The sequence below is a fragment of the Pseudoxanthomonas taiwanensis genome, from assembly GCF_010093135.1.
Classification (GTDB): Bacteria; Pseudomonadota; Gammaproteobacteria; order Xanthomonadales; family Xanthomonadaceae; genus Pseudoxanthomonas; species Pseudoxanthomonas taiwanensis.
Genome location: NZ_PDWK01000050.1, coordinates 1 through 23,666, shown reverse-complemented (window position 1 = coordinate 23,666; position 23,666 = coordinate 1). Strand labels below are relative to the sequence as shown.

18 protein-coding genes and 1 pseudogene are annotated in these 23,666 nt (G+C 73.7%); 8 read left to right on the top strand and 11 right to left on the bottom strand.

Annotated elements, in window-relative coordinates:
- Nucleotides 1-168: 168 nt before the first annotated feature.
- Together leuB and gdhA are read left to right on the top strand one after the other, a co-directional pair.
- On the top strand, nucleotides 169-1,227 hold the full coding sequence (gene leuB / locus CR938_RS10170; protein WP_162124905.1) for a 3-isopropylmalate dehydrogenase: 1,059 nt from the start codon (nucleotides 169-171) through the stop codon (nucleotides 1,225-1,227).
- 25 nt (nucleotides 1,228-1,252) lie between these two features.
- On the top strand, nucleotides 1,253-2,593 hold the full coding sequence (gene gdhA, locus CR938_RS10165) for an NADP-specific glutamate dehydrogenase (RefSeq protein WP_162124903.1): 1,341 nt from the start codon (nucleotides 1,253-1,255) through the stop codon (nucleotides 2,591-2,593).
- 271 nt (nucleotides 2,594-2,864) lie between these two features.
- On the opposite strand, the gene leuD is transcribed toward gdhA, so the two are convergent.
- Nucleotides 2,865-3,509: a 3-isopropylmalate dehydratase small subunit gene (leuD, locus tag CR938_RS10160; protein WP_162124902.1), complete on the bottom strand. Its 645-nt coding sequence runs from the start codon at nucleotides 3,507-3,509 to the stop codon at nucleotides 2,865-2,867.
- 11 nt (nucleotides 3,510-3,520) lie between these two features.
- Nucleotides 3,521-4,966, bottom strand: coding sequence for a 3-isopropylmalate dehydratase large subunit (gene leuC, locus CR938_RS10155; RefSeq protein ID WP_162124904.1), 1,446 nt, complete (start codon nucleotides 4,964-4,966; stop codon nucleotides 3,521-3,523).
- Nucleotides 4,967-5,082: 116 nt separating this feature from the next.
- Between leuC and CR938_RS10150 the strand changes: the two are divergent.
- Nucleotides 5,083-5,934: pseudogene (locus CR938_RS10150) on the top strand (LysR family transcriptional regulator); the annotation flags it as partial.
- Between the two features lie 79 nt (nucleotides 5,935-6,013).
- On the opposite strand, the gene CR938_RS10145 reads toward CR938_RS10150, so the two are convergent.
- Nucleotides 6,014-9,181, bottom strand: a complete 3,168-nt coding sequence (locus CR938_RS10145; protein ID WP_162124900.1) for an efflux RND transporter permease subunit — start codon at nucleotides 9,179-9,181, stop codon at nucleotides 6,014-6,016.
- Nucleotides 9,182-9,184: 3 nt separating this feature from the next.
- Nucleotides 9,185-10,309 carry an efflux RND transporter periplasmic adaptor subunit gene (locus CR938_RS10140; RefSeq protein WP_162124899.1) on the bottom strand — a complete coding sequence of 375 codons (1,125 nt, stop codon included), beginning with the start codon at nucleotides 10,307-10,309 and terminating at the stop codon, nucleotides 9,185-9,187.
- A 75-nt stretch (nucleotides 10,310-10,384) separates the two neighbouring features.
- Here CR938_RS10140 and CR938_RS10135 point away from each other — a divergent pair, with 75 nt between their 5' ends.
- From CR938_RS10135 to CR938_RS10125, 3 genes are all read left to right on the top strand, one after another.
- Nucleotides 10,385-11,044, top strand: a complete 660-nt coding sequence (locus tag CR938_RS10135) for a TetR/AcrR family transcriptional regulator C-terminal domain-containing protein (RefSeq protein WP_162124898.1) — start codon at nucleotides 10,385-10,387, stop codon at nucleotides 11,042-11,044.
- A 143-nt stretch (nucleotides 11,045-11,187) separates the two neighbouring features.
- A complete protein-coding gene (locus CR938_RS10130; RefSeq protein ID WP_162124897.1) occupies nucleotides 11,188-11,850 on the top strand; it encodes a protein-L-isoaspartate O-methyltransferase family protein in 663 nt (220 codons plus the stop codon).
- A 65-nt stretch (nucleotides 11,851-11,915) separates the two neighbouring features.
- A complete protein-coding gene (locus CR938_RS10125) occupies nucleotides 11,916-13,280 on the top strand; it encodes a TolC family outer membrane protein (protein WP_162124896.1) in 1,365 nt (454 codons plus the stop codon).
- Between the two features lie 53 nt (nucleotides 13,281-13,333).
- Here CR938_RS10125 and waaA read toward each other — a convergent pair whose 3' ends face one another.
- Entirely contained in the window at nucleotides 13,334-14,659 is a 1,326-nt protein-coding gene (gene waaA / locus CR938_RS10120) for a lipid IV(A) 3-deoxy-D-manno-octulosonic acid transferase (RefSeq protein WP_162124895.1), read from the bottom strand.
- A 47-nt stretch (nucleotides 14,660-14,706) separates the two neighbouring features.
- On the opposite strand from waaA, the gene CR938_RS10115 reads away from it, so the two are divergent.
- On the top strand, nucleotides 14,707-15,633 hold the full coding sequence (locus CR938_RS10115) for an LpxL/LpxP family Kdo(2)-lipid IV(A) lauroyl/palmitoleoyl acyltransferase (RefSeq protein ID WP_162124894.1): 927 nt from the start codon (nucleotides 14,707-14,709) through the stop codon (nucleotides 15,631-15,633).
- On the opposite strand, the gene CR938_RS10110 is transcribed toward CR938_RS10115, so the two are convergent.
- From CR938_RS10110 to CR938_RS10090, 5 genes are all read right to left on the bottom strand, one after another.
- On the bottom strand, nucleotides 15,615-16,931 hold the full coding sequence (locus tag CR938_RS10110; RefSeq protein ID WP_162124893.1) for an O-antigen ligase family protein: 1,317 nt from the start codon (nucleotides 16,929-16,931) through the stop codon (nucleotides 15,615-15,617). The genes CR938_RS10115 and CR938_RS10110 overlap by 19 nt on opposite strands.
- Nucleotides 16,912-18,027 (bottom strand): glycosyltransferase, encoded by a 1,116-nt coding sequence (locus CR938_RS10105; RefSeq protein WP_162124892.1) that lies wholly within the window; start codon nucleotides 18,025-18,027, stop codon nucleotides 16,912-16,914. The genes CR938_RS10110 and CR938_RS10105 overlap by 20 nt, the downstream gene beginning before the upstream one ends.
- A 28-nt stretch (nucleotides 18,028-18,055) precedes the next feature.
- Nucleotides 18,056-18,253 (bottom strand): zinc-finger domain-containing protein, encoded by a 198-nt coding sequence (locus CR938_RS10100; RefSeq protein WP_162124891.1) that lies wholly within the window; start codon nucleotides 18,251-18,253, stop codon nucleotides 18,056-18,058.
- Between the two features lie 119 nt (nucleotides 18,254-18,372).
- The gene (locus CR938_RS10095; RefSeq protein WP_162124890.1) at nucleotides 18,373-18,957 is read right to left on the bottom strand and encodes a YceI family protein; all 585 of its coding nucleotides are present in this window, start codon (nucleotides 18,955-18,957) and stop codon (nucleotides 18,373-18,375) included.
- 25 nt (nucleotides 18,958-18,982) lie between these two features.
- Entirely contained in the window at nucleotides 18,983-19,570 is a 588-nt protein-coding gene (locus tag CR938_RS10090; RefSeq protein ID WP_162124889.1) for a malonic semialdehyde reductase, read from the bottom strand.
- A 110-nt stretch (nucleotides 19,571-19,680) separates the two neighbouring features.
- Here CR938_RS10090 and CR938_RS10085 point away from each other — a divergent pair, with 110 nt between their 5' ends.
- The gene (locus tag CR938_RS10085; protein WP_162124888.1) at nucleotides 19,681-20,640 is read left to right on the top strand and encodes a mitochondrial fission ELM1 family protein; all 960 of its coding nucleotides are present in this window, start codon (nucleotides 19,681-19,683) and stop codon (nucleotides 20,638-20,640) included.
- Nucleotides 20,641-20,643: 3 nt separating this feature from the next.
- Here the strand turns inward: CR938_RS10085 and glnE are convergent, their stop codons facing one another.
- Entirely contained in the window at nucleotides 20,644-23,475 is a 2,832-nt protein-coding gene (gene glnE / locus CR938_RS10080; protein ID WP_162124887.1) for a bifunctional [glutamate--ammonia ligase]-adenylyl-L-tyrosine phosphorylase/[glutamate--ammonia-ligase] adenylyltransferase, read from the bottom strand.
- Nucleotides 23,476-23,666 lie beyond the last annotated feature (191 nt).

Sequence of the window (23,666 nt, the reverse complement as noted above, 5' to 3'; positions counted from 1 at the left end):
GGTTACTACCTGGACGAGCGCGAGCTGGAGCTGGTGTTCGCCCAGTTCAAGGCCCTGTGCGAGCAGCAGCGCGTGGTCACCGACGCCGACCTGCAGGCGCTGATGCAGGACGCCGGCGGACGAACGCCGGGGATGAGCACCCGCCTTCCACATCCGACCACCCATCCCATGCATGCAGACATCGTCGTCCTGCCCGGCGACGGCATCGGTCCGGAGATCGTCTCCGCCACCCTGCCGGTGCTGGAAGCCGTCGCCCGCCGCCACGGCCACCGGTTCGCCTTCCACGAACACGACATCGGGGGCATCGCCATCGACCGCCACGGTGACCCGCTGCCGCCGGCCACGCTGGAGGCCGCGCGGCGCGCCGACGCGGTGCTGCTGGGCGCGGTGGGCGGACCGAAGTGGTCCGACCCCAACGCCCCGGTGCGCCCCGAGCAGGGCCTGCTGGGCATCCGCAAGGCGCTGGGCCTGTTCGCCAACCTGCGCCCGGTGCGCCCGCACCCGGCCGCGCTGGGCGCCTCGCCGGTCAAGTCCGAGCTGCTGCAGGGCGTGGACTTCGTGGTGGTGCGCGAGCTGACCGGCGGCATCTACTTCGGCGACAAGACCCGCAGCGCCACCGACGCCAGCGACCTGTGCCGCTACAGCGTGGCCGAGATCGAGCGCGTGGTGCGCCGCGCCGCGCAGCTGGCGCGCCAGCGTCGCGGCCACCTCACCTCGGTGGACAAGGCCAACGTGCTGGAGACCTCGCGCCTGTGGCGCGACGTGGCCAGCCGGGTGGTGCGCGAGGAGTTCCCGGACGTGACCCTGGAGCACCAGCTGGTCGACTCCATGGCCATGCACCTGCTGGCGCGGCCGCGCGCCTACGNCGTGATCGTTACCGAGAACATGTTCGGCGACATCCTCACCGACGAGGCCTCGATGCTGGCCGGCTCGCTGGGCCTGCTGGCCTCGGCCTCGCTGGGCGAGGGCAAGGCCGGCATCTACGAGCCGATCCACGGCTCGGCCCCGGACATCGCCGGCAAGGGCATCGCCAACCCCTACGCCACCATCCTCAGCGCGGCGCTGCTGCTGCGCCACTCGCTGGGCCTGGAACGCGAGGCGGCCGAGGTCGAGGCCGCGGTCTCGGCGGCGCTGGACGACCGCGTGTTCACCGCCGACCTGGCACCGGCGGGGCAGGCGGTGCCCACCGTCCAGGCCGCACAGGCGGTCATCGACCGGCTCGGCTGAGCCGGCCCGCGCGGAGGGAGGCGCCATGCCTGGTTCCAGGGAAGCGTTCCTCGAGCGGATCCGGCGCCGCGATCCGGACCAGCCGGAGTTCCTGCAGGCGGTGGCCGAGGTCACCGCCAGCCTGTGGCCGTTCCTGGAGCGGCACCCCGAGTATGCCCGCGACGGCCTGCTGGAGCGGCTGGTCGAACCGGAGCGGGTGATCCAGTTCCGCGTGGCCTGGATCGACGACCGCGGCCAGGTGCAGGTCAACCGCGCCTGGCGCGTGCAGCACAGCTCGGCCATCGGCCCGTACAAGGGCGGGATGCGCTTCCACCCGACGGTGAACCTGTCGATCCTCAAGTTCCTGGCCTTCGAGCAGACCTTCAAGAACGCGCTGACCACCCTGCCCATGGGCGGCGGCAAGGGCGGCGCCGACTTCGACCCCAAGGGCAGGAGCGAGGGGGAGGTGATGCGCTTCTGCCAGGCGCTGATGCTGGAGCTGTACCGCCACCTGGGCCCGGACACCGACGTGCCGGCCGGCGACATCGGCGTGGGCGCGCGCGAGGTCGGCTACATGGCCGGCATGATGAAGAAGCTGTCCAACCAGGCCGGCTGCGTGTTCACCGGCAAGGGCCTGGCCTACGGCGGCAGCCTGATGCGCCCGGAGGCCACCGGCTTCGGCACGGTGTACTTCGTCGAGCAGATGCTGCACCACGCCCACCGCGACCTGGCGGGCATGCGCGTGCTGGTCTCCGGCTCCGGCAACGTGGCCCAGTACGCCGCGATCAAGGCCACCGACCTGGGCGCGCGGGTGCTGACCTTCAGCGACTCCAACGGCACGCTCTACGCACGCGGTGGCTTCGACATGGAGGCCATCGAGGCGGTGATGCAGTTGAAGAACGTGCGCCGCGGCCGCCTGGCCGAACTGGCCGACGATCCGCGCTTCGAATACCTGCCCGGCAGGCGGCCCTGGCACATCCCGGCCGAGATCGCCCTGCCCTGCGCCACCCAGAACGAGCTGGACGGCGAGGACGCGCGCACCCTGGTCGGCAACGGCGTGGTCTGCGTGGCCGAGGGCGCGAACATGCCCTCGACCCTGGAGGCGGTGGACGTGTTCCTGGAGTCCGGCACGCTGTACGCGCCGGGCAAGGCTTCCAACGCCGGCGGCGTGGCCACCTCCGGCCTGGAGATGAGCCAGAACGCCGTGCGCCTGTCCTGGCACCACGCCGAGGTGGACGAGCGCCTGCACGCGATCATGAAGGACATCCACGGCAACTGCGTGCGTCACGGCCGGCGCAAGGACGGCAGCGTCAACTACGTGGACGGGGCCAACATCAGCGGCTTCGTCAAGGTGGCCGATGCCATGCTGGCCCAGGGCGTCTTCTGACGCTCCTTCCCGGCCTCCGGCTGGCGGCGACCGACGCGCGACCGGCCGGCACGCACCTGGGCCGGGGGCGCATGCACGGTGGCGGACGCCTGCCACTGCATCCGCCTCCCGGTCGAACGCCGGCTCCGGATGCGCCGGCCGGGTCGCCACGTACGCGGCTCCTGCAGGTGCGCATGCGACCCTGCGGATGTGTCTCGTCCGGCCGCCGCATACGCGGCTCCTGCAGCGGTGCGTGCGGCACCGCGCATATCCGGTGGCGGCGCGGGGGCGGCTACGGGCCCTGGAACAGCCAGGGATAGGCGGTGCGGTGGCGGGCCTCGAAGGCCAGGATGGCGTCCTTCTCCTGCAGGGTCAGGCCGATGTCGTCCAGGCCGTTGAGCAGGCAGTGCCTGCGGAAGGCGTCCACCTCGAAGCGGTGCTGCACGCCGTCCGGACGGGTGACCGTCTGCGCTTCCAGGTCCACGGTCAGGGTGTAGCCCTCGCTGGCCTCGCACTGGCGGAACAGCTCGTCCACCACATCGGCCGGCAGCACCACCGGCAACAGGCCGTTCTTGAAGCTGTTGTTGTAGAAGATGTCGGCAAAGCCCGGCGCGATGATCGCGCGGAAGCCGTACTCCTCCAGCGCCCACGGCGCGTGCTCGCGCGAGGAGCCGCAGCCGAAGTTCTCCCGCGCCAGCAGCACGCTGGCGCCGCGGTAGCGCGGGAAGTTGAGCACGAAGTCCGGGTTCAGCGGGCGCGTGCTGCAGTCCTGCCCCGGCTGGCCCACGTCCAGGTAGCGCCACTCGTCGAACAGGTACGGGCCGAAGCCGGTGCGGCGGATCGACTTGAGGAACTGCTTGGGGATGATCTGGTCGGTGTCCACGTTGGCGCGATCCAGCGGGGCCACCAGGCCGGTGTGCTTGGTGAAGGCTTTCATCGTCCGTCTCCTCAGGCCGCCGCGTCCTGGCCGGCGGGCAGCAGCTCGCGCACGTCCACGAAGTGGCCGGCCACCGCGGCCGCCGCGGCCATCGCCGGGCTGACCAGGAGGGTGCGGCCGCCGGCGCCCTGGCGGCCCTCGAAGTTGCGGTTGGAGGGGGAGGCGCAATGCTCGCCCGGCCCCAGCCGGTCCGGGTTCATGGCCAGGCACATCGAGCAGCCCGGCTCGCGCCACTCGAAGCCGGCCTCGAGGAACACCCTGTCCAGTCCCTCGGCCTCGGCCTGCGCCTTGACCAGGCCGGAACCGGGCACCACCAGCGCCTGCTTGATGTTGGGCGCCACCTTGCGGCCGCGCACCACCGCGGCGGCGGCGCGCAGGTCCTCGATGCGCGAGTTGGTGCACGAGCCGATGAACACCCGGTCCAGGCGGATCGAGGTGATCGGCTGGTTGGGCTGCAGGCCCATGTACCTGAGCGCGCGCACGATCGAGTCGCGCCTGACCGGATCCGGCTCGGCGTCCGGGTCCGGCACGCGTCCGTCCACCGGCACCACCATCTCCGGCGAGGTGCCCCAGCTGACCTGCGGCTTGATGTCCTCGGCGCGCAGCTCCACCACCCTGTCGAAGTGGGCGTCCGGGTCGGAGACCAGGGTGCGCCACACCGCCACCGCGCGCTCCCACAGCTCGCCCCTGGGCGCGAACGGGCGGCCCTTCACGTACTCGATGGTCTTCTCGTCCACCGCCACCATGCCCACGCGCGCGCCGGCCTCGATGGCCATGTTGCACAGGGTCATGCGCCCTTCCATGGACAGCGCGCGGATGGCGCTGCCGGCGAACTCCAGGGCGTGGCCGGTGCCGCCGGCGGTGCCGATCCTGCCGATCACCGCCAGCACGATGTCCTTGGCGGTCACGCCCGGGCCCAGCGTGCCTTCCACGCGGACCTGCATGTTCTTCATCTTCTTGGCCACCAGGCACTGGGTGGCCAGCACGTGCTCCACCTCCGAGGTGCCGATGCCGTGCGCCAGCGCGCCGAACGCGCCGTGGGTGGAGGTGTGCGAGTCGCCGCAGACCACGGTCATGCCCGGCAGGGTGGCACCCTGCTCGGGGCCGACCACGTGGACGATGCCCTGGCGCGGGTCGTCCATCGCGAACTCGAGGATGCCGAAGTCGCGGCAGTTCCGGTCCAGGGTCTGCACCTGCAGGCGCGAGACCGGATCGGCGATGGCCTGCGGCCCGCCGGCGCGCTCGGCGCGGGTGGTGGGCACGTTGTGGTCGGGGGTGGCGAGGTTGGCGTCCGTCCGCCACGGCCTGCGGCCGGCCAGGCGCAGGCCCTCGAAGGCCTGTGGCGAGGTCACCTCGTGGAGGATGTGGCGGTCGATGTAGATCAGCGAGGAGCCGTCGTCGCGACGGCTGACCTCGTGCATCTCCCAAAGCTTGTCGTACAGGGTCTTGCCGGCCATGCGTGCCTCGGAATGGTCCACGGCGGGAAACCGGCCGCCGCCGGCCCATCGTGGCCGCTTGCCGTCGATAACTCAAATGGATATTTTTCATCCACTCGATTCCACAAAGGAATGAAATGGACTGGACCGGCCTGACCGCGTTCGTGGCGGTGGCGGAGACCGGCGGCTTTTCCGCGGCGGCCGAGCAGCTGCACCTGACCCAACCGGCGGTGAGCAAGCGCATCGCCCAGCTGGAGCAGTCGCTGCAGGTGCGCCTGTTCGACCGCCTGGGCCGCCAGGTGGTGCTGACCGAGGCCGGCCGCGTGCTGCTGCCGCGCGCGCGGCAGATCCTGGCCGAGGCCGAGGCGGCGCGCCGTGCCCTGGAGGAGCTGGACCAGGGCATCGGCGGCCGCCTGCGCCTGGCCACCAGCCACCACGTCGGCCTGCACCGGCTGCCGGCGCTGCTGCGCCGCTTCACCGCCGCGCATCCGCAGGTGGCACTGGACATCCGCTTCGTGGATTCCGAGCAGGCTTACGCCCAGGTGCTGCAGGGCGAGGTGGAACTGGCCGTGACCACCCTGGGCCCGACCGAGGCGCCGCTGCGCGCCACCCCGGTGTGGGACGATCCGCTGCACTTCGTGGTGGCGCCGGACCATCCGCTGGCCCGGCAGTCGAAGGTGGGCCTGGCCGACATCGCCGCACACCCGGCAGTGCTGCCGGACGCGGGCACCTTCACCCACCGCATCATCGCCGAGGCCTTCGCCCGGCACGGGCTGCCGCTGCGGCTGCGCCTGACCACCAACTACCTGGAGACGATCAAGATGATGGTCTCCGTGGGCCTGGCCTGGAGCGCCCTGCCTCAGACCATGGTGGACGCGCAGGTGCGGGTGCTGGCGGTGCCCGGCGTGCAGCTGCGCCGGCAGCTGGGCCACGTGGTGCACGGCGGCCGCACCCTGTCGCGCGCGGCGCAGGCCTTCCTCGCCCTGCTGGGCGAGACCGCGACGGTGCAGGGGCCGGCCCCCTGCGCCCCCTCTCCCGCAGGGGGAGAGGGGCTCCGGGCAGGGGGACTCAGCCGGCCGCCTCCTCCGGCCTGACCCGGAACCAGGCCGCGTACAGCGCCGGCAGGAACAGCAGGGTCAGGGCCGTGGCCACGATCAGGCCGCCCATGATCGCCACTGCCATGGCGCCGTAGAAGGCGCTGCGCGAGAGCGGGATCATCGCCAGCACCGCGGTCATCGCGGTCAGCACGATCGGGCGGAAGCGGCGCACCGTGGCATCCACGATGGCGTGCCAGCGGTCGTGGCCGGCGGCGATGTCCTGCTCGATCTGGTCCACCAGGATCACCGAGTTGCGCATGATCATGCCGGCCAGGGCGATCGTGCCCAGCATGGCCACGAAGCCGAACGGCACGCGGAACAGCAGCAGGAACCAGGTGGCGCCGATCAGGCCCAGCGGCGCGGTGACCAGCACCATCAGCGTGCGCGAGAAGCTGCGCAGCTGCAGCATCAGCAGCGTGGTCACCACGATCACGAACAGCGGCATGCCCGCGGCGACGGACTTCTGCCCGCGCGCCGAGTCCTCCACCGAGCCGCCGGTCTGCAGCAGGTAGCCCGGCGGCAGTGCCTGGCGGATCTCCTCCAGGGTCGGCTCGATCTGCGCGGTCACCTGCGCCGGCAGCAGATCGTCGGCGATGTCGGCGCGCACGGTGATGGTCGGCAGGCGGTTGCGGTGCCAGATGATGCCGTCCTCGAACGTGTAGCGCAGGCGCGCCAGCTGCGACAGGGGCACGCTGCCGCCGTCGCCGGTCGGCACCGCCAGGCTGCCCAGCATCTCCAGCGCCTCGCGGTCGCCGGCGCCCCCGCGCAGCATGATGCCCACCAGCTCGTTGTCCTCGCGGTAGGTGCTGGCGGTGTAGCCGGACAGCTGCATCACCAGGAACTGGGCCAGTTGCGCGGAGCTGACGCCCAGGGCGCGGGCGCGTTCCTGGTCCACCTCCAGGCGCACCACCTTGCTCGGTTCGTCCCAGTCCAGGTTGACGTTGGCGGTGTGCGGGTTGGCGCGCACCTTCTCCGCCACCTTCCGGGCGATGGCGCGCACCTGGTCGATGTGCTCGCCGGAGACGCGGAACTGCACCGGGTAGCCCACCGGCGGGCCGTTCTCCAGGCGGGTCACACGCATCTGCAGCTCGGGGAACTGCGGTGCCACCTCGTGCAGCAGCCAGTCACGCAGCGCCTCGCGCGCCTGCAGGTCGCGGGCCAGCACCACGAACTGGCTGAAGTTGGTCGCCGGCAGCTGCTGGTCCAGCGGCAGGTAGAAGCGCGGCGAGCCGGTGCCGACGTAGGCCACGTAGTTGCGGATGTCCCCGCGCTGCTGCAGCAGCGCCTCCAGCTTGCGCGCCTGGGCCTCGGTGGCGCGCAGCGAGGCGCCCTCCTCCAGCTCCAGGTCCACGATCAGCTCCGGCCGGGTCGAGTCCGGGAAGAACTGCTGCGGCACGAAGCGGAACAGCACCAGCGACAGCACGAACAGCGCCACGGTCGCGCCGATCACCCACCAGCGCCGGCGCAGGCAGGCCTCCAGCAGGCGGCGGAAGCGGCGGTAGAACGGCCGCTGGTACGGGTCGTGGTGGTGGTGCGCCTCGGCCGGCGCCGGCGCCAGCCACGCCGCGTACTGCGGCCAGCGGTCGGCCAGGCGCTCGCGGAAGGCGCGCCGGCGCGCCGCCCAGCTGCCCGGCTTCGGCGGCTGCGGGTGCGCCAGGTCCGGCAACATCCGGTCGCCCAGGTACGGGATGAACAGCACCGCGGCGATCCACGACAGCAGCAGCGAGATGGTCACCACCTGGAACAGCGAGCGGGTGTACTCGCCGGTGCTGGAGGCGGCGGTGGCGATGGGCAGGAAGCCGGCGGCGGTGATCAGCGTGCCGGTGAGCATCGGGAAGGCGGTGGAGTCCCAGGCGAAGCTGGCCGCGCGCAGGCGGTCGTAGCCCTGCTCCATCTTGATGGCCATCATCTCCACCGCGATGATCGCGTCGTCCACCAGCAGGCCCAGGGCCAGCACCAGCGCGCCCAGCGAGACCTTGTGCAGGCCGATGCCGAAGTAGTACATGGCGGCGAAGGTCATCGCCAGCACCAGCGGGATGGACACGGCCACCACCAGGCCGGTGCGGAAGCCCAGCGAGAAGAAGCTCACCAGCAGCACGATCACCACCGCCTCGGCCAGCACGCGCACGAACTCGCCCACCGAGTCGCGCACCGCCTCCGGCTGGTCGGACACCTTGCGCAGCTGCATGCCCGCCGGCAGCTGTTCCTGCAGGCGCGCGAACTCCTTCTCCAGTGCCTCGCCCAGACGCAGGATGTGGCCGCCATCGCGCATGGCCACGGCGATGCCGATCGCGTCCTGGCCCATGAAGCGCATGCGCGGCGCGGCCGGGTCGGCGAAGCCGCGGCGCACCTGCGCCACGTCGCCCAGGCGGATGGTGCGGCCGGCGGCGTGGATCGGGAAGTCGGCGATCTCCTCCACCGAGCGGAACGGGCCGTCCACGCGCAGCTGCACGCGCTCGGCGCCGGTCTCGTAGAAGCCGGCCGGCACCACCGCGTTCTGCCCCTCCAGCGCCTGCTGCACCGCCTGCAGCGGGATGCCCAGGGTGGCCAGGCGGGTGTTGTCGATCTCGACCCAGACCTTCTCCTCCTGCAGGCCGACCAGCTCGACCTTGCCCACGTCCGGCACCCGCTGCAGCTCCAGCTGGATGCGGTCGGCGTAGTCCTTGAGGATGGCGTAGTCGAAGCCCTCGCCGGTGAGGGCGTAGATGTTGCCGAAGGTGTCGCCGAACTCGTCGTTGAAGAACGGGCCGACCACGCCCTCGGGCAGGGTGGCGCGGATGTCGCCCACCTTCTTGCGGATCTGGTACCAGAGTTCGGGGATGTCCTTCGAGCGCATCGAGTCCTTGGCCATGAAGATGACCTGCGACTCGCCCGGGCGCGAGTACGAGCGCACGAATTCGTACTGGCCGGTGTTCATCACCGCCTTCTCGATGCGCTCGGTGACCTGGCGCGAGACTTCCTCGGCGGTGGCGCCCGGCCACAGCGTGCGCACCACCATCGCCTTGAAGGTGAACGGCGGGTCCTCGCTCTGGCCCAGCCGGGTGTAGGACCAGGCGCCGATGATCGCCAGCGCGATCATCACGTACAGGACCAGCCCCCGGTTGTGCAGCGCCCACTCCGACAGATTGAAGCGGCGCATGGCTCAGCTCCCCTTCGCGGGCGCGGCCGCGGCCACCGGCCGGTTGTTGCGGTCCACCGGCCGCACCGGCTGGCCCTCGCGCAGCAGGTGGCCGCCGGCGGCCACCACCCAGTCCTGCGGCGACAGGCCGCGCACCAGCACGTGCTCGCTGCCGAAGGTGTCCGCCTGCACCGGCACGGCCACCACCTTGCCCTCGCGCACCACCCACACCGAGGCGCTGCCGTCCGCGCCGCGCTGCACCGCCGCCAGCGGCACCCGCAGCTGGCCGTCCCCGGCCGCGCCGCCCAGGTACACGCGCGCGCTCTGGCCCAGCGCCACCTGCGCGGCGGCCTGGTCGTCCAGCGCCACGCGCGCGGCGTAGCTGCGGGTCTGCGCATCGGCGGCGGCGGCGATCTCGCGGATGCGGCCGGGCAGGCGCGTGCCCGGCGCGCTCCACAGCTCGATCTCGGCCGGGTCGCCGACCTTGAACCGGCCGATGCGGTCCTCCGGCAGGTGGATGGCCACCTCGCGGCCGCCGTCGGCGGCCAGCACGAACACGGTCTGGCCGGCGGCCACCACCTGCCCGGTCTCGGCCTGGCGGCTGGCGATCACGCCGTCGCGCGGGGCACGCAGCGCGGTGTAGGCGGCCTGGTTGCGCGCCACCTCCCACTGCGCGCGGGCGGCACGGGCCTGGCCGGCGGCGGCCTCGTAGGCGGCCTGCTGCGCGTCCAGGGCCGAGCGGCTGACCAGCTGCTGCGCGGCCAGTGCGCGGTAGCGCTCCAGGTCGCCGCGGGCGCGCTCCAGCTCCGCCTCGGCGGCGGCCAGCTGGGCCTGGGCGGCGCGCACCTGCGCCTCCTGGTCGCCCGGATCCAGCTCGGCCAGCAACTGGCCCTCACGTACCCGGTCACCCGGATCCACGTGGCGGCGCACCAGCTTGCCGCCGACGCGGAAGGCCAGCGGGCTTTCCTCGCGCGCGTGCACCTCGCCGGGGAAGGCCAGCGGCTGGGTGCCATCGGCCGGCTGCGGCCGCACCACCCACACCGGGCGCGCCGCCTCCGGCGCAGGTCCGTCGCCGCCGCAGGAGGCCAGCAGCATCACCACGGTCACCGCCAGCGCCCAGCAGGCGCAGCGCCTGGATCCGTTCCTCATGACCGACTCCGAGGGGGGAATAATGAACTCGGCGGTATGGTATAAATAGAAAACCACCTGGTCTAGTATTACCGCATGACCCGCAAGACCGCCGCTTCCCCTGCCGTCCCGGCCCCGCGCACGGGCGGCCCCGGCCGGCCGAAGGACCTCGGCAAGCGGCAGGCGATCCTCGAGGCGGCCAAACGATTGTTCCTGGAGCAGGGCTACCAGGGCGTGAGCATGGACCAGATCGCCGGCGCCGCCAGCGTGTCCAAGCTCACCGTCTACAGCCACTTCGGCGACAAGGAAACCCTGTTCTCGGCGGCCATCGCCGCCAAGTGCCAGGAGGTGCTGCCGGACGACCTGTTCGTGCGCCCGCCCGAGGGGCCGCTGCGCGAGCAGCTGCGGGCCATCGGCCACGCCTTCTTCGCCCTGATCACCAGCGACGAGGCCATCCGCATGCACCGGATGCTCTCCAATCCCGGCGCCGCCGACCCGGCCCTGCGCGAGCTGTTCTGGAACGCCGGCCCGCGCCGGGTCCAGGAGGTGTTCGCCCAGTTCCTGCAGGCACGGGTGGCCGAGGGCCAGCTGCGGATCGAGGACGTGCCCCTGGCCGCCTCGCAGTTCTTCTGCCTGCTCAAGGGCGAGCTGCACCCCTTGATGGCCTGCGGCCTGCGCGAGGCCCCGGCCCCGGACGAGGTGGCCCGGCACATCGACGCCACGGTCGACTTCTTCCTGCGGGCCTATGCCGCCTGAACATTTCCTTGCGGCGGCCCCCTGTACCAAAGTGCCGGTGACTTCCGGCACTGAATCCGCCGCCCCCGCCCCCCCATCCTCTCCCGGCAAGCCGGAGGCCGGCCCGGTAGAATGCCCGGCTTCCCGCGTTGGATGACTTCCCCATGACGATCGATTACGCCCGCGCCCGCGAACTGATGGTCGAACAGCAGGTTCGTCCCTGGAACGTGCTGGACATGACCGTGCTGGACGTGGTCGGCCGGTTGCCCCGCGAGGCCTTCGTGCCCGAGGCGCACCGCGCGCTGGCCTACGCCGACCTGGAGCTGCCCCTGGGGCATGGCGCCAGGATGATGAAGCCGGTGGTCGAAGGCCGCATGCTCCAGGCCCTGGCCCTGCAGCCCGGCGACAGCGTGCTGGAGGTCGGCACCGGCAGCGGCTACATCAGCGCCTGCCTGGGCGAGCTGGCCCGCGAGGTGATCAGCATCGAGCGGGTGCCGGAGCTGGCCGCCCGCGCCCGCGCCAACCTGGACGCCGCCCGCCTGGGCACCAACGTCCGCGTGGACGTGGCCGACGCGCTGGCCTACGAGCCGGGCCGCCAGTTCGACGCGGTGTGCGTGACCGCCGCGGTCGACCAGGTGCCGGACCGCTTCCTGCAGTGGCTGCGCCCCGGCGGCCGCCTGTTCGTGGTGCGCGGCCGGGCCCCGGTGATGGAGGCGGTGCTGATCCGCAAGGGCGCCGGCGTCAACGACACGCAGGTCGAATCGTTGTTCGAAACCGAACTGGAGTACCTGCACGGCGCCGAGCCGGCGCCGCAGTTCCTGTTCTGAGCGCCGCGCCCACGGGCGCGTGCTGTCCCCCACGACGGGCCCACATGAAGATAAGGAAGCCGCTGATGATCCGCCGTTCCCTCGCCCTGGCCCTGGCGGCCGCCCTGGCGTCCGCCTCCGCGAAAGCCGCCGACCTGCTGCAGACCTATGAGATGGCGCGCAACGGTGACCCGCAGCTGGCCATCGCCGAGTCCAACACCCTGTACACCAAGGAAGGCCGGGTGCAGGCCCGCGCCGCCCTGCTGCCGCAGGTGAGCGCCGGCGCCTCGCTCAACCGCAGCCGCACCGAGCTGGACGGCGTGCCCGGCACCCGCACCAGCACGAGCCGCAGCTACGACATCAACGCCAACCAGGTGCTGTTCGACATGAGCCGGTTCTCGAACCTGCGCTCGCAGCGCCTGCTGAGCGACGCCGCCGACCACACCCTCGAGGCCGCCAACGACGACCTGATGGTGCGCACCGCCGCCGCCTACTTCGACGTGCTGGTGGCCATCGAGTCGCTGGCCGCGGCCGAGACCAACGAGGCGGCCGCCAAGCGCCAGTTCGAGTACGCCGACAAGCGCCTGGAGGTGGGCCTGGCCCCCATCACCGACGTGCACGAGGCCCGCGCCCAGTACGACCAGGCCCGCGCCAGCACCATCCTGGCCCGCAACGCCCTGGAGGACGCCTACCAGGCGCTGGCCGAGCTGACCGGCCAGCCGGTGCGCGAGCTGCGCGCCCTGCCGGCCGACTTCCGCCCGGAACTGCCGGCCGGTCGCGCCGACGCCGACGCCTGGGTGGCCGCCGCACTGGAGAACAACCCGGGCCTGCGCGCCCTGCGCCTGCAGGCCGAGGCCGCCGAGGCCGGCGTGGCCGCCGCGCGTGCCGGCCACTACCCGACCCTGAGCCTGGGCGCAGGCTGGGGCAAGAACGCCGCCTGGGGCGACACCACCGGCACCAACAACCGCGCCGGCGAGTCCACCGGCACCTCGGTGGGCCTGACCCTGAGCGTGCCGATCTTCTCCGGCGGCGCGACCCAGTCGCGCGTGCGCCAGGCCATCGCCCAGCGCGACATCGCCCAGGACCAGTACGAGCAGCAGCGCCGCGCCCTGGACCGCAACACCCGCAACCTGTACCAGGCCCTGGTGGCCGGCGTCAGCGAGGTCGAGGCGCGCCGCCTGGCGGTGGTCTCGGCGCAGGCCGCGTACGACGCCTCGCAGGTCGGCTTGGAAGTCGGCACCCGCACCGTGCTGGACGTGGTGCAGAACCAGCGCACCCTGTTCGCCGCGCAGGTCGAGTACGCGCGCTCCAAGTACAACTTCCTGCTCAACCGCCTGCTGCTGGCCCAGGCCGTGGGCGAGCTGGACATCAACCAGCTGCGGGAAGTGAACGCGCTGCTGACCGCCGACGCCGAGACGCAGCTGTCCACCGGCACCGGCTCGGCGCAGTAACCGCGCCCGCCTCCGCCACGCGCCAGGGCCGCCTCCGGGCGGCCCTGCTGCTTTCAAGGCACGTGCGCGACCGGGGCCGGCAGGTCCGGCCCGATCAGTTCCAGGGTGCGGCGCAGCGCGCCGCGGCCGTCGGCCACCAGCGCACAGCCGGCCCGCGCCATCGCCTGGCGCGCGTCCGCGTCGCCCAGCAGCGCCTCCAGCGCCGCGCCGACCGCGTCGGCGTCCGCGCCGATGCGCAGCGCCCCGGCCTGGTCCATGCGCCTGGACACCTCCTCGAAGTTGTGCAGGTGCGGGCCGGTGACCACCGGCGTGCCGACCGCCGCCGGCTCCAGCAGGTTGTGCCCGCCGACCGGCTGCAGGCTGCCGCCGACGAAGGCCACGTCGGCGCAGCCGTAGAAGGCCATCAGCTCGCCCAGGGTGTCGACCACGAACACGTCGTGGGATCCGTCCGGCCAGGTGTCGGCGGAACGGGTGCCGACCTTCCAGCCTTGCGCGGCGGCCGCCTCGCGCACCCGCTCGAAGCGCTCCGGATGGCGCGGTGCCCACAGCAGCAGCAGCTCCGGCCGGCGCGCGCGCAGGCGCCGGTGGATGTCCAGCACCGCCTGTTCCTCGCCCTCGTGGGTGCTGGCGGCGATCCACACCGGCCGCGGCGCGCCCAGCGCGGCGCGGAACCGCTCCACGAACGCCTCCAGACCCTCCGGCGCGGCGATGTCGTACTTGAGGTTGCCCAGCACGCGCACCTGGTCGGCGCGCACGCCCAGTTCCTGGTAGCGCTGCCCATCCCCGGCCGACTGCGCCGCCACGCATGCCACCGTGCGCAGCGCGCGCCCGATCAGCGGCTTGAGCAGGCGGTAGCCGCGCAGCGAGCGCGGCGACAGGCGCGCGTTGAGGATGTACACCGGGATGCCCTGGTCGCGGCAGCCGAACAGCATGTTCGGCCACAGCTCGGTCTCCATGATCAGCGCCAGGTGCGGGCGGAAGTGCTCGAGGAAGCGCGCCACGCTGCCGGGCAGGTCGTAGGGCAGGTAGACGTGCTCGACCCTTTCGCCCCACAGCGCGCGCACCCGCGCCGAGCCGGTGGGGGTGATCGTGGTGACGACCCAGCGGATGTCCGGGCGCTGCGCCAGCAGCGCGTTGACCACCGGCGCGGCGGCGTTGACCTCGCCCACCGAGACCGCGTGCAGCCACACGCACGGCCGGCCCGGATTGGCGCGGTAGGCGGCGTAGCGCTCGCCCCAGCGCAGGAAGTACTCGCGCACGCGGAAGCCGCGCGATACCAGGTGGTAGAGCGTGATCGGCGAGAGCAGGTACAGCGCCAGCGAGTACAGCCCGCGCAGCACGCTTTCGCCCAGGTCCTTCCGCGTCCGTCCGTCATGCATCCGCCCAGCATAGCCGAGGCCGCGGCGAACGGCCGTAGAATGTGCCCATGGATTCGCCCCACACGCCGCCACCGCGCCCGCCCCTGACCCCGCGGTACTGGCCGATGTGGCTGGCACTGGGCGTGATGGTGCTGGCCGCGCGCCTGCCGTGGCTGTGGCAGCGCGCCATCGGCCGCGGCATCGGCCGCATCGCCCTGCGCCTGGCCCGCAGCCGCCGCCACGCGGCAGAGGTGAACCTGCGCCTGTGCTTCCCCGACAAGCCGCAGGAGTGGCGCGACACGCTGCTGCGCGAGAGCTTCGATGCGCTGGGCATCGGCCTGTTCGAGTTCGCCCGCGCCTGGTGGGGCCGGCTCGGGCCGATCGAGCGCACCGCCCGCATCGAGGGCCTGGAGCACCTGCAGGCGCTGCAGCGCGAGGGCCGCGGCGTGCTGCTGGTGTCCGGCCACTTCATGACCCTGGAGATGTGCGGCCGCCTGCTGTGCGGGCACGTGCCGCTGGCCGGCATGTACCGCCGCCACCGCAACCCGGTGATGGAATGGGCGGTCAAGCGCGGACGCCTGCGCTACGCCACCGCCATGTTCGCCAACTCGGACCTGCGCGGCGCGGTGCGCCACCTCAAGCGTGGCGGCTTCCTCTGGTACGCGCCGGACCAGGACATGCGGGTCAAGGACACGGTGTTCGTGCCCTTCTTCGGCATGACCGCATCGACCATCACCGCCACCCACCAGCTGGCGCGCCTGACCGGCTGCGCGGTGGTGCCGTTCTCCCCCCGCCGTGAGGGCGACCGCTACATCCTGCGCGTGGCCCCGCCGCTGGAGGACTTCCCCAGCGACGACGCGGTGGCCGATACCGCGCGGGTCAACGCCGCGATCGAGGCCATGGTGCGCGAGGCGCCGGCGCAGTACCTGTGGATCCACCGCCGCTTCAAGCGCCAGCCCGGCGGCCGCAGCCACTTCTACGACCGGCCGCGCTGAGCCGCGCCGCCTCCTCCGTGCAGGGCGCCGGCGTACAGCCCGGCCAGCAGCAGCAGCACCCCGCCCCAGAAGCTGGAATACGCCGCCAGGTGGGTGTTGAGCGGGAACACCGCCACGCCCAGCGCCAGCGCCGCCGGCCGTGCCTGCCGGCGCACGTCCGCGCCGGCGCCGCACCAGGCGCGCCACGCCGCCCAGGCCGCGCCCAGCCACAGCAGCAGGCCCAGCGCACCGGTCTCGCTGAGCACCTCCAGCAGCAGCTGGTGGGCATGGTAGGCGCCGCCCCCGCCCCACGCCGGCGCCTGCTCCGGCGCGGGATCGCAGGCCGGCCAGGCCACGCGGAAGCCGCGCACGCCCACGCCGTTGAGCGGATGCGCGGCGGCCATGCAGGCCGCGCCCTGCCAGATGCGCACGCGCCCGGCCAGGGCCGCGTCCAGGCCGCCGCCCTGCAGCGCCAGCGTGGTCTGCGCCACCCGCTCCCGCAGCGGCGGCGCGGCCAGGTACAGGCACGCCAGCCCCAGCAGCGCGGCCGCGGCGAAGGCCAGCAGCCGGCGCGCGCCCAGCGCGTGCCAGCCCGAGCCGAGCAGCACCAGCGCGTACATCACCCATGCCGCGCGCGCGCCGGCCAGGGCCACGACGGCGCCCGCCACCAGGGCCGTGCCGCACCACGCCGCGGCCCCGCGGCGTGCGGCCGCCGCCAGCAGGAACGGCGCCAGCACCGCCAGCGCCTGGCCCAGCTTGGGATTGCAGGCGCCGAACACGCCGTTGACGCGCCCAGCCGCCAGCGCCGCCTGCGCCGGGCACAGCGGACCGCCGGCCAGCGCCTGCCGCGCCGCATCCAGGGCGGCGAACAGCGGGCTGGCGCCGGCCAGCACCTGGGCCAGCGCATCCAGCGTCCACAGCGCCGCGACCCCGGCCAGGCCCAGGCCGACCTGGCGGCGGCCGGCCGGCCCGCGCACGGCAATGGCCACGCCCGCCAGGAACGGCAGGTAGCGCAGGTCGGCCAGCACCTCCTTCAGCGCCCGCGGGCGGTCCAGCGCGTCGGGCAGGGACAGCAGCTCCGGCAGCCAGTAGCCGGCGAACAGCACCGCCACCAGCCAGGCCGCGCACCGGTCCAGCGGCAGCACGCCCCCACGCGCCGCCGTGGCCAGCCACTGCGCCGCCACCGCCAGCGCGCCCAGCGCGAGCACGGCCTCGGCCGGCCCGGGCAGCGGCCACAGGGCCACGCAGGCCAGCACCCAGCCGCGCGTCCACGCCCAGCCGCGCGGGGGCGGCGCACCGTCAGCCGGCCAGTTCGGCATATACGTCCAGGGTCGCCTGCTGCATGGCCTGCAGGGTATAGGGAACGGCCACCGGCGGCGGCGGGTCGCGCAGCAGAGCCGCGGCCGCGCGGGCCAGCGCATCCTCGTCGAACGGCGGCACCGCGCCGGCCGGCTGCAGGCCGGCCAACAGCTCGCCCACCCCGCCGTGGGCCCAGCCCAGCACCGGACGACCCACGGACAATGCCTCGGCCACGGTGCGGCCGAAGGCCTCCGGCTTGCGCGACAGCTGCAGCACCAGGTCGCAGGCGGCATAGGCCTCGGCGATGTGCGCGGTGGGCGGGGTGAACAGCACCGCCCCGTCCACGCCCAGGGCACGCGCCTGCGCCTCCAGTTCGCGCAGGTAGGCCTCGCGCCCCGGTTCGCGCGCCCCCGGCAGCCACAGCCGCGCCTGCGGGAAGCCGCCGGCGCGCAGCGCGGCCAGCAGCCGCAGCGCGTCGGCGTGGCCCTTCAGGCGCGTACCGCGCCCGGGCAGCAGCAGCAGCGGCCCGTCCCCGGCCAGAGCCGGATGCCCGGCCAGCACGCGGGCCCGCGCCTCCGGGTCCGGATGCGGGCGGCGCGGGAACTGGGCCGGGTCGATGCCGCGCGGGACCACCCGCAGCCGTGCCGGATCCACCTGCGGGTAGTGGCGGCGCACGTAGTCGTGCACGGTCCGCGAGACGCAGATCACCCGCTCGCCGCTGGCCATCACCGCGCTGTAACGCCCGGGCGAATTGAGCCCGTGCACGGTGGTGACCCAGTGCGGGCGCCGCGCCGGCGGCAGGCCGCGCAGCGCCAGGCGGCCCAGCCAGGCCGGCAGGCGCGAGCGGGCATGGACGATGTCGGCGCCGCACTCCAGCAGCAGGCGGCGCAGCACCGGCACGTGGCGCAGCACCAGCGGCGACTTGCGGCCGATGTCCAGGGTGATGTGTTCGGCGCCGGCCTGGCGCAGCGCCGGCTCCAGGCGGCCGCCGGCGGAGACGACCAGGGCGCGGTGCCCGGCCGCGGCCAGCGCCGCGGCGATCTCGAGGGTGGAGCGCTCGACCCCTCCGGACTCCAGGGCCGGCAACAGCTGGACCACGGTCAGGCGGCGGCGCATCGCGCTGGCCTGCCGGGGGCGAAGGGGATCAGTCGACCAGTTCGTACTCGGCGCCGCAGTACGGGCACCGGGCCTTGTGGTCGGGCTCGTCCTGGATCGGCAGGTACACGCGCGGATGCGAGTTCCACAGCGCCATCTCCGCGGTCGGGCAGCTCAGCGGCAGGTCGCTGCGGCGCACGGTGTAACGCTTCTGGGCGTTGGCGGGCGTGGCGTTGGTGGTGGTCATGGCGTGCATCGGAACGGAACCGGGCGCTGATTCTACCGCGCCCGGCCGCCGCTTACCCAACGAAAACGCCGGCCCGCGGCTGCGGGCCGGCGTGCGGCGCGGGGGAGGAAGCGCCGGCTTTACTCGGCCTTGGGCGCGGAACCCTCGGTGGTGATGCGCAGGGTGACCTCGTCGCCCACGTGCGGCGCGTAGGCGCCCACGCCGAAGTCGGAGCGGCGGATGGTGGCGGTGGCATCGAAGCCGATGGCCGGCACCTTCAGCATCGGATGCTGGCCGACCTTGTTCAGGGTCACGTCCAGCACCACCGGACGGGTGATGTCCTTGATGGTCAGCTCGCCGGTCACCTTGAGCCTGCCCTCGCCGGCGGCCTCCACCTTCGTGCTCCTGAAGGTGGCATTCGGGTACCTGGCCGCGTCGAAGAAGTCGGCGCTGCGCAGGTGCTCGTCGAACTTCGGCGAGAAGCCGGTCAGGCCCGACATCGGCAGCACCACCTCCACGCGCGAGGCGGCCACGTCGTCCGGGTCGTAGACCAGGGTGCCCTGCACGTCGCCGAAGTTGGCGAACGGGTTGGAGAAGCCGAAGTGGCTCCACTGTGCCAGTACGTTGGTGTGGGTCGGATCGAGCTGGTAGGTGACCGGCTCGGCGAAGGCCGGGGCGGCCGCCAGGGCGACGGCCAGGGCAAGGACGGCGGAACGGATACGCATGGCGGAGTCCTCTTTTGGGATGGGCTTACTCGATGCGTGCAGCTTCGTCGAACGACAGGCGCGGCGACCGCGGATACAGGCTGGCCGGATCGCCGTGGCCCAGGTTGACCAGAATCTCGGATTTGATGGCCGTGCCCGTGAAGAAGGCCTCATCGACCTTGGCGTGATCGAAGCCGGTCATCGGGCCGGCGTCCAGGCCCAGTGAGCGCGCGGCCAGGATCAGGTAGGCGGCCTGCAGCGACATGTTCAGCAGCGCGGGCTTGTCGCGACCCTCGCGCGGACCGTCGAACCAGGCCTTGGCGTCCACGTGCGGGAACAGGTACGGGAGCTTCTCGTGGAAGTCCAGGTCGCGGCCGATGATCACCGTCACCGGCGCATCCATGGTCTTGCGGTAGTTGCCCGGGTCCAGGGCCGGGCCCAGCTTGGCCTTGGCCTCGGGCGACTTCACGAACACGAACCGGGCCGGCCCGGTGTTGGCGGCGGTCGGGCCCCACTTGAGCAGGTCGTAGAGCTGGCGGAGGGTCTGGTCGCTGACCTCGCCGGTGAAGGCGTTGTAGGTGCGGGCAGTGCGGAACAGCTGATCGAGCGCGGCGTCGTTCAAGACGTGGGCCATGATGGTGGTTTTCCCTGAACAGTGGCGTGCCGGCGGCAGGCCGGCACCGTAACCTGCCCAGTGTAGAGTGTTGCACCCACGGGAATGCGAGCCCCGCCCGGAACGGATTGATGTCGTTTCCGCAACCTGCCACCCGCGCCTGGGTGCTGACCGACGGCCTCCCCGGCAACCGGCGCCAGGCCGAGGCGCTGGCACGCGCGCTGGGCCTGGCCTGGGATTCCCCGCCGCTGGCCCCGGCCCTGCCCTGGCGGGCGCTGGCACCGCGGCGGCTGCCCGGAGCCCGGCACGCCTATGGCCCGGCCTTCGCCGCCGCGCTCGGCCGGCCGGCGCCGCTGGCCATCGGCTGCGGCCGCCAGGGCGCGCTGGCCACCCGCCTGGCCCGCGAGCACGGCGCCCGCGCCGTGCAGATCCTGGACCCGCGCCTGGACCCGCGGCACTGGGACCTGGTGCTGGTACCCGAGCACGACCGTCTGCGCGGCGGCAACGTCATCCCGCTGCTGGGCAGCCTGCACCCGGTGGACGAGGCCTGGCTGGCCGAGGGCGCGGCGCGCTTCCCGGCGCTGGCGGCCCTGCCGCGGCCGCGCATCGTGCTGCTGGTCGGCGGCCCGACCCGGCACGCGCCGTGGACCGCGGCCGGGCTGCAGGCCCTGCTTGGCCACCTGCGCCGCCAGGTCCGGGCCGAAGGCGGCAGCCTGCTGGCCACCGTCTCCCGGCGCCCGCCGGCGGCGCTGCGCGCGCCGCTGCGTCAGGCGCTGTCCGGCCTGCCCGGCCTGCTGTGGGAGGGCCAGGGCGAGAATCCGTACCCGGGGATGCTGGCCTGCGCCGACCTGATCGTGTGCACGCCGGACTCGGTCACCCTGCTCTCGGAGGCCTGCGCCCCCGCCGCACCGGTGTACGTGGCCGAACCGGAGCGCGCCGGCGGCCGCATCGGCCGCTTCCTTGCGGCCCTGGCCGGCCGCGGGCGGGTGCGTCCGGCCGGCGAGGCGCTGGTGCCGTTTCCGGCCGCGCCGCTGCGCGAGACGGCGCGGGTGGCGGCCGAGGTGCGCGCGCGCCTGGGCCTGCCCGGCTGAGGCTCAGTCCGGATCGAAGCGCAGGCCGTGCGCGGCCACCGCCGCAGTGATGGCCGCGCGCGCCGCGGCGATGGCGGGCGTTTCCGCGGTCAGGCGCGGACGCCGGTCCAGGGTGCAGGCCAGGCCCGCCTCCAGCAGGGCGACATGCGCCCGGTGCAGCGTTTCCTCTTCCCCCCGCAACCGCCCGGCCCGCGCCAGCGCGGCGATCAGCCCGGGCGTGTCACGCGGCTCCAGCAGCGCCGGCCCGTCGGCGGCATGGGCCAGCACCGCGTGCTGCAGCAGGAACTCCAGGTCCACCAGGCCGCCGGCGCCCTGCTTGAGGTCGAAGCGCGCCCCGTTGCTGCGGTCCAGCTCGGCGCGCATGCGCCGGCGCATCTGCTCCACGTCCGCGGCCAGCGCCGCCGCCTCGCGCGGCCGGGCCAGGGNCTGCCGGCGCACGCGCTCGAATGCCGCGCACAGCGCCGCGTCGCCGGCCACCGGGCGCGCCCGCACCAGGGCCTGGTGTTCCCAGGTCCAGGCGCGGTGGCGCTGGTAGTCCTCGTAGCCGGCCAGCGAGGACACCAGCACGCTCTTGCTGCCGTCCGGACGCAGCCGGGTATCGGTGTCGTACAGGCGCCCGGCGCTGGTCACCGCACCCAGCAGGGCGATGACCTTCTGCGCCAGGCGCGCGTACCAGCGCGGCGCGTCCAGCGCGCGCGGCCCGTCCGAGCAGGCGGCCGGGTCGGCGTCATACAGGAACACCAGGTCCAGGTCCGAGCCGAAACCCAGCTCGCGCCCGCCCAGGCTGCCGTAACCGACCACCGCGAACTGGCCGCCCGGCACCGTGCCGTGGGCGCGCACGACCTCGGCGGTGGCCATGGCCAGCACCTGGCCGACCACCGCGTCGGCCAGTGCGGCCAGCTGGCGGGCCGAATCGCGCGCCGGCTGGCGGCTGTCGAGGGTGGCCAGGGCGATGCGGAAGCTCAGCGCCAGGCGCACCTCGTTGAGCACGCGCAGCGCCGCCTCCGGGTCGTCCTCCTGCGCCTGCACCGCGGCGGCGCAGGCCTCGCGCATGCCCGCCGCGTCCGGGATCGGCCCGCCCACGCGCACGTCCAGCAGCTCGTCCAGCAGCAGCGGATAGGCCACCAGACGGTCGGCCAGCAGTGCGCTGCGCGCCACCACGTCCACCAGCCGCGCCAGCGCGCTGGGCTGCTCGTCGAGCAGGGCCAGGTAGCTGGCCCGGCGCAGGATCGCCTGCAGCAGGCCCAGCACCCGGCGCAGCGCCGGATCCGGCTGGGCCGAGCGCGCGGCCGAATCCAGCAGCGCCGGCCCCACCCCGTCCAAACGCGCACGCGCCGCATCCGCGAGCGCGCGCACGCCGCTGCCACGGGCGAAGTCGCGCAGCGCCGCGTCGGCGCCGGCGGCGTCGGCGAAGCCCGCCGCGGCCCGCACCGCCGCCTCGCCGCCGTCCGGCAGCGCTCGCCAGTACGACTCCAGTGCGCCCGGCGCGGCCTGGCCGCGGCGCGGCACCAGCAGCGCGTCGAACTCGGCCGAGACCCGCGCCCGGCAGGCCTCCAGGTCCTCGCACAGGGCCTGCCAGTGCGGATAGCCCAGGCCCAGGGCCAGGCGCGCGCGGTCCTCCCCGTCCCAGGGCAGGGCGTGGGTCTGCGCGTCGCGCAGCATCTGCACCCGGTTCTCCAGCCGGCGCAGGAAGCGGTAGTCGGCGGCCAGGGCCTCGCCCTCGGCCGGGGCGATCTGCCCGGCCCGGACCATGGCGTGCAGCGCAGGCAGCAGGCGGCGTTCGCGCAGGGCCGGCTCGCGGCCGCCACGGATCAGCTGCAGCGACTGCACCAGGAACTCGATCTCGCGGATGCCGCCGCGGCCGCGCTTGAGGTCGTCGGCCATGTCGCGACGCTGCATCTCGGCCACGATCGCCGCCTTCATCGTGCGCAGGCCGTCCAGCGCGGTGAAGTCCAGGTAGCGGCGGTAGACGAACGGACGCAGGGTCTGCAGCCAGGCCTCGCCGGCGGCCACGTCGCCGGCCACCNCCCGTGCCTTCAGCCAGGCGTAGCGCTCCCAGTCGCGGCCCTCGCGCTGGAAGTACTGGTCCATGGCCGCGAACGACCAGGCCACCCGCCCGGCGCTGCCGAACGGGCGCAGGCGCAGGTCCACGCGGTGGCAGAAGCCGTCGGCGGTGACCTCATCCAGCAGCCGCGCCAGGCGCTGGCCCAGGCGCGCGTAGTAGTCCTCCGCGGCCAGTGGCCGGCGCCCGTCGGACTCGCCCTCGTGGGCGTAGGCATAGACCAGGTCCACGTCCGAGGAGAAGTTCAGCTCGCCGCCGCCGAGCTTGCCCAGGCCGAACACCACCAGCCGCTGCGGCGCCCCGTCCGGGCCGCGGACCACGCCGTGGCGGGCGGCGAACTCGCCCTCCAGCGCCTCCAGCGCCAGGCGCAGGCAGGTTTCGGCCAGGGCGGTGCTGCCGGCCAGGGTGGCGTCCACATCGTCCAGGCCCAGCACGTCGCGCCACACCAGGCGGGTGGACTCGGCCGCGCGGTACTGGCGCAGGCGCACCGGCCACTCGGTGGGCTGGGCGGGGTCCAGCACCGGCGGCGCCAGCGGCGGCGGGTCGGCCTGGGCCAGGTGCTCCAGCAGCGCCGGCTGCCGGCGCAGGGTGTCCACGGCGAAGGCCGAGGCCACCGCCACCCGCGCCACGCGCCGGGCCAGGTCCGGATCCTGCAGCAGCGCGGCGAGGCGCGGCGAGGCCTGGCGCAGCGCGGCCAGGGCGCGCTCGCCGGTACGGGCGGCGACGGCGGCCGGATCGGCACCGGCGGAAGGCGGGGCGGCGGAGACGTGCATGGGCCGATTGTGGCACGGGCACCGCCGGGCGCCGCCGGCGGCGCGCCGGGCGGGCAATTAAAAACCTGATTAGCCCCGACCCTCAGCCGCCAGTCGCAGGATGTGCGTCGCCCACCGCCGAGCATACGGCCACCTGAAGGCGACGAGGTGGCGTCATGAGCATCAATTCCGTGCAGTTCCAGGCTGGCCTG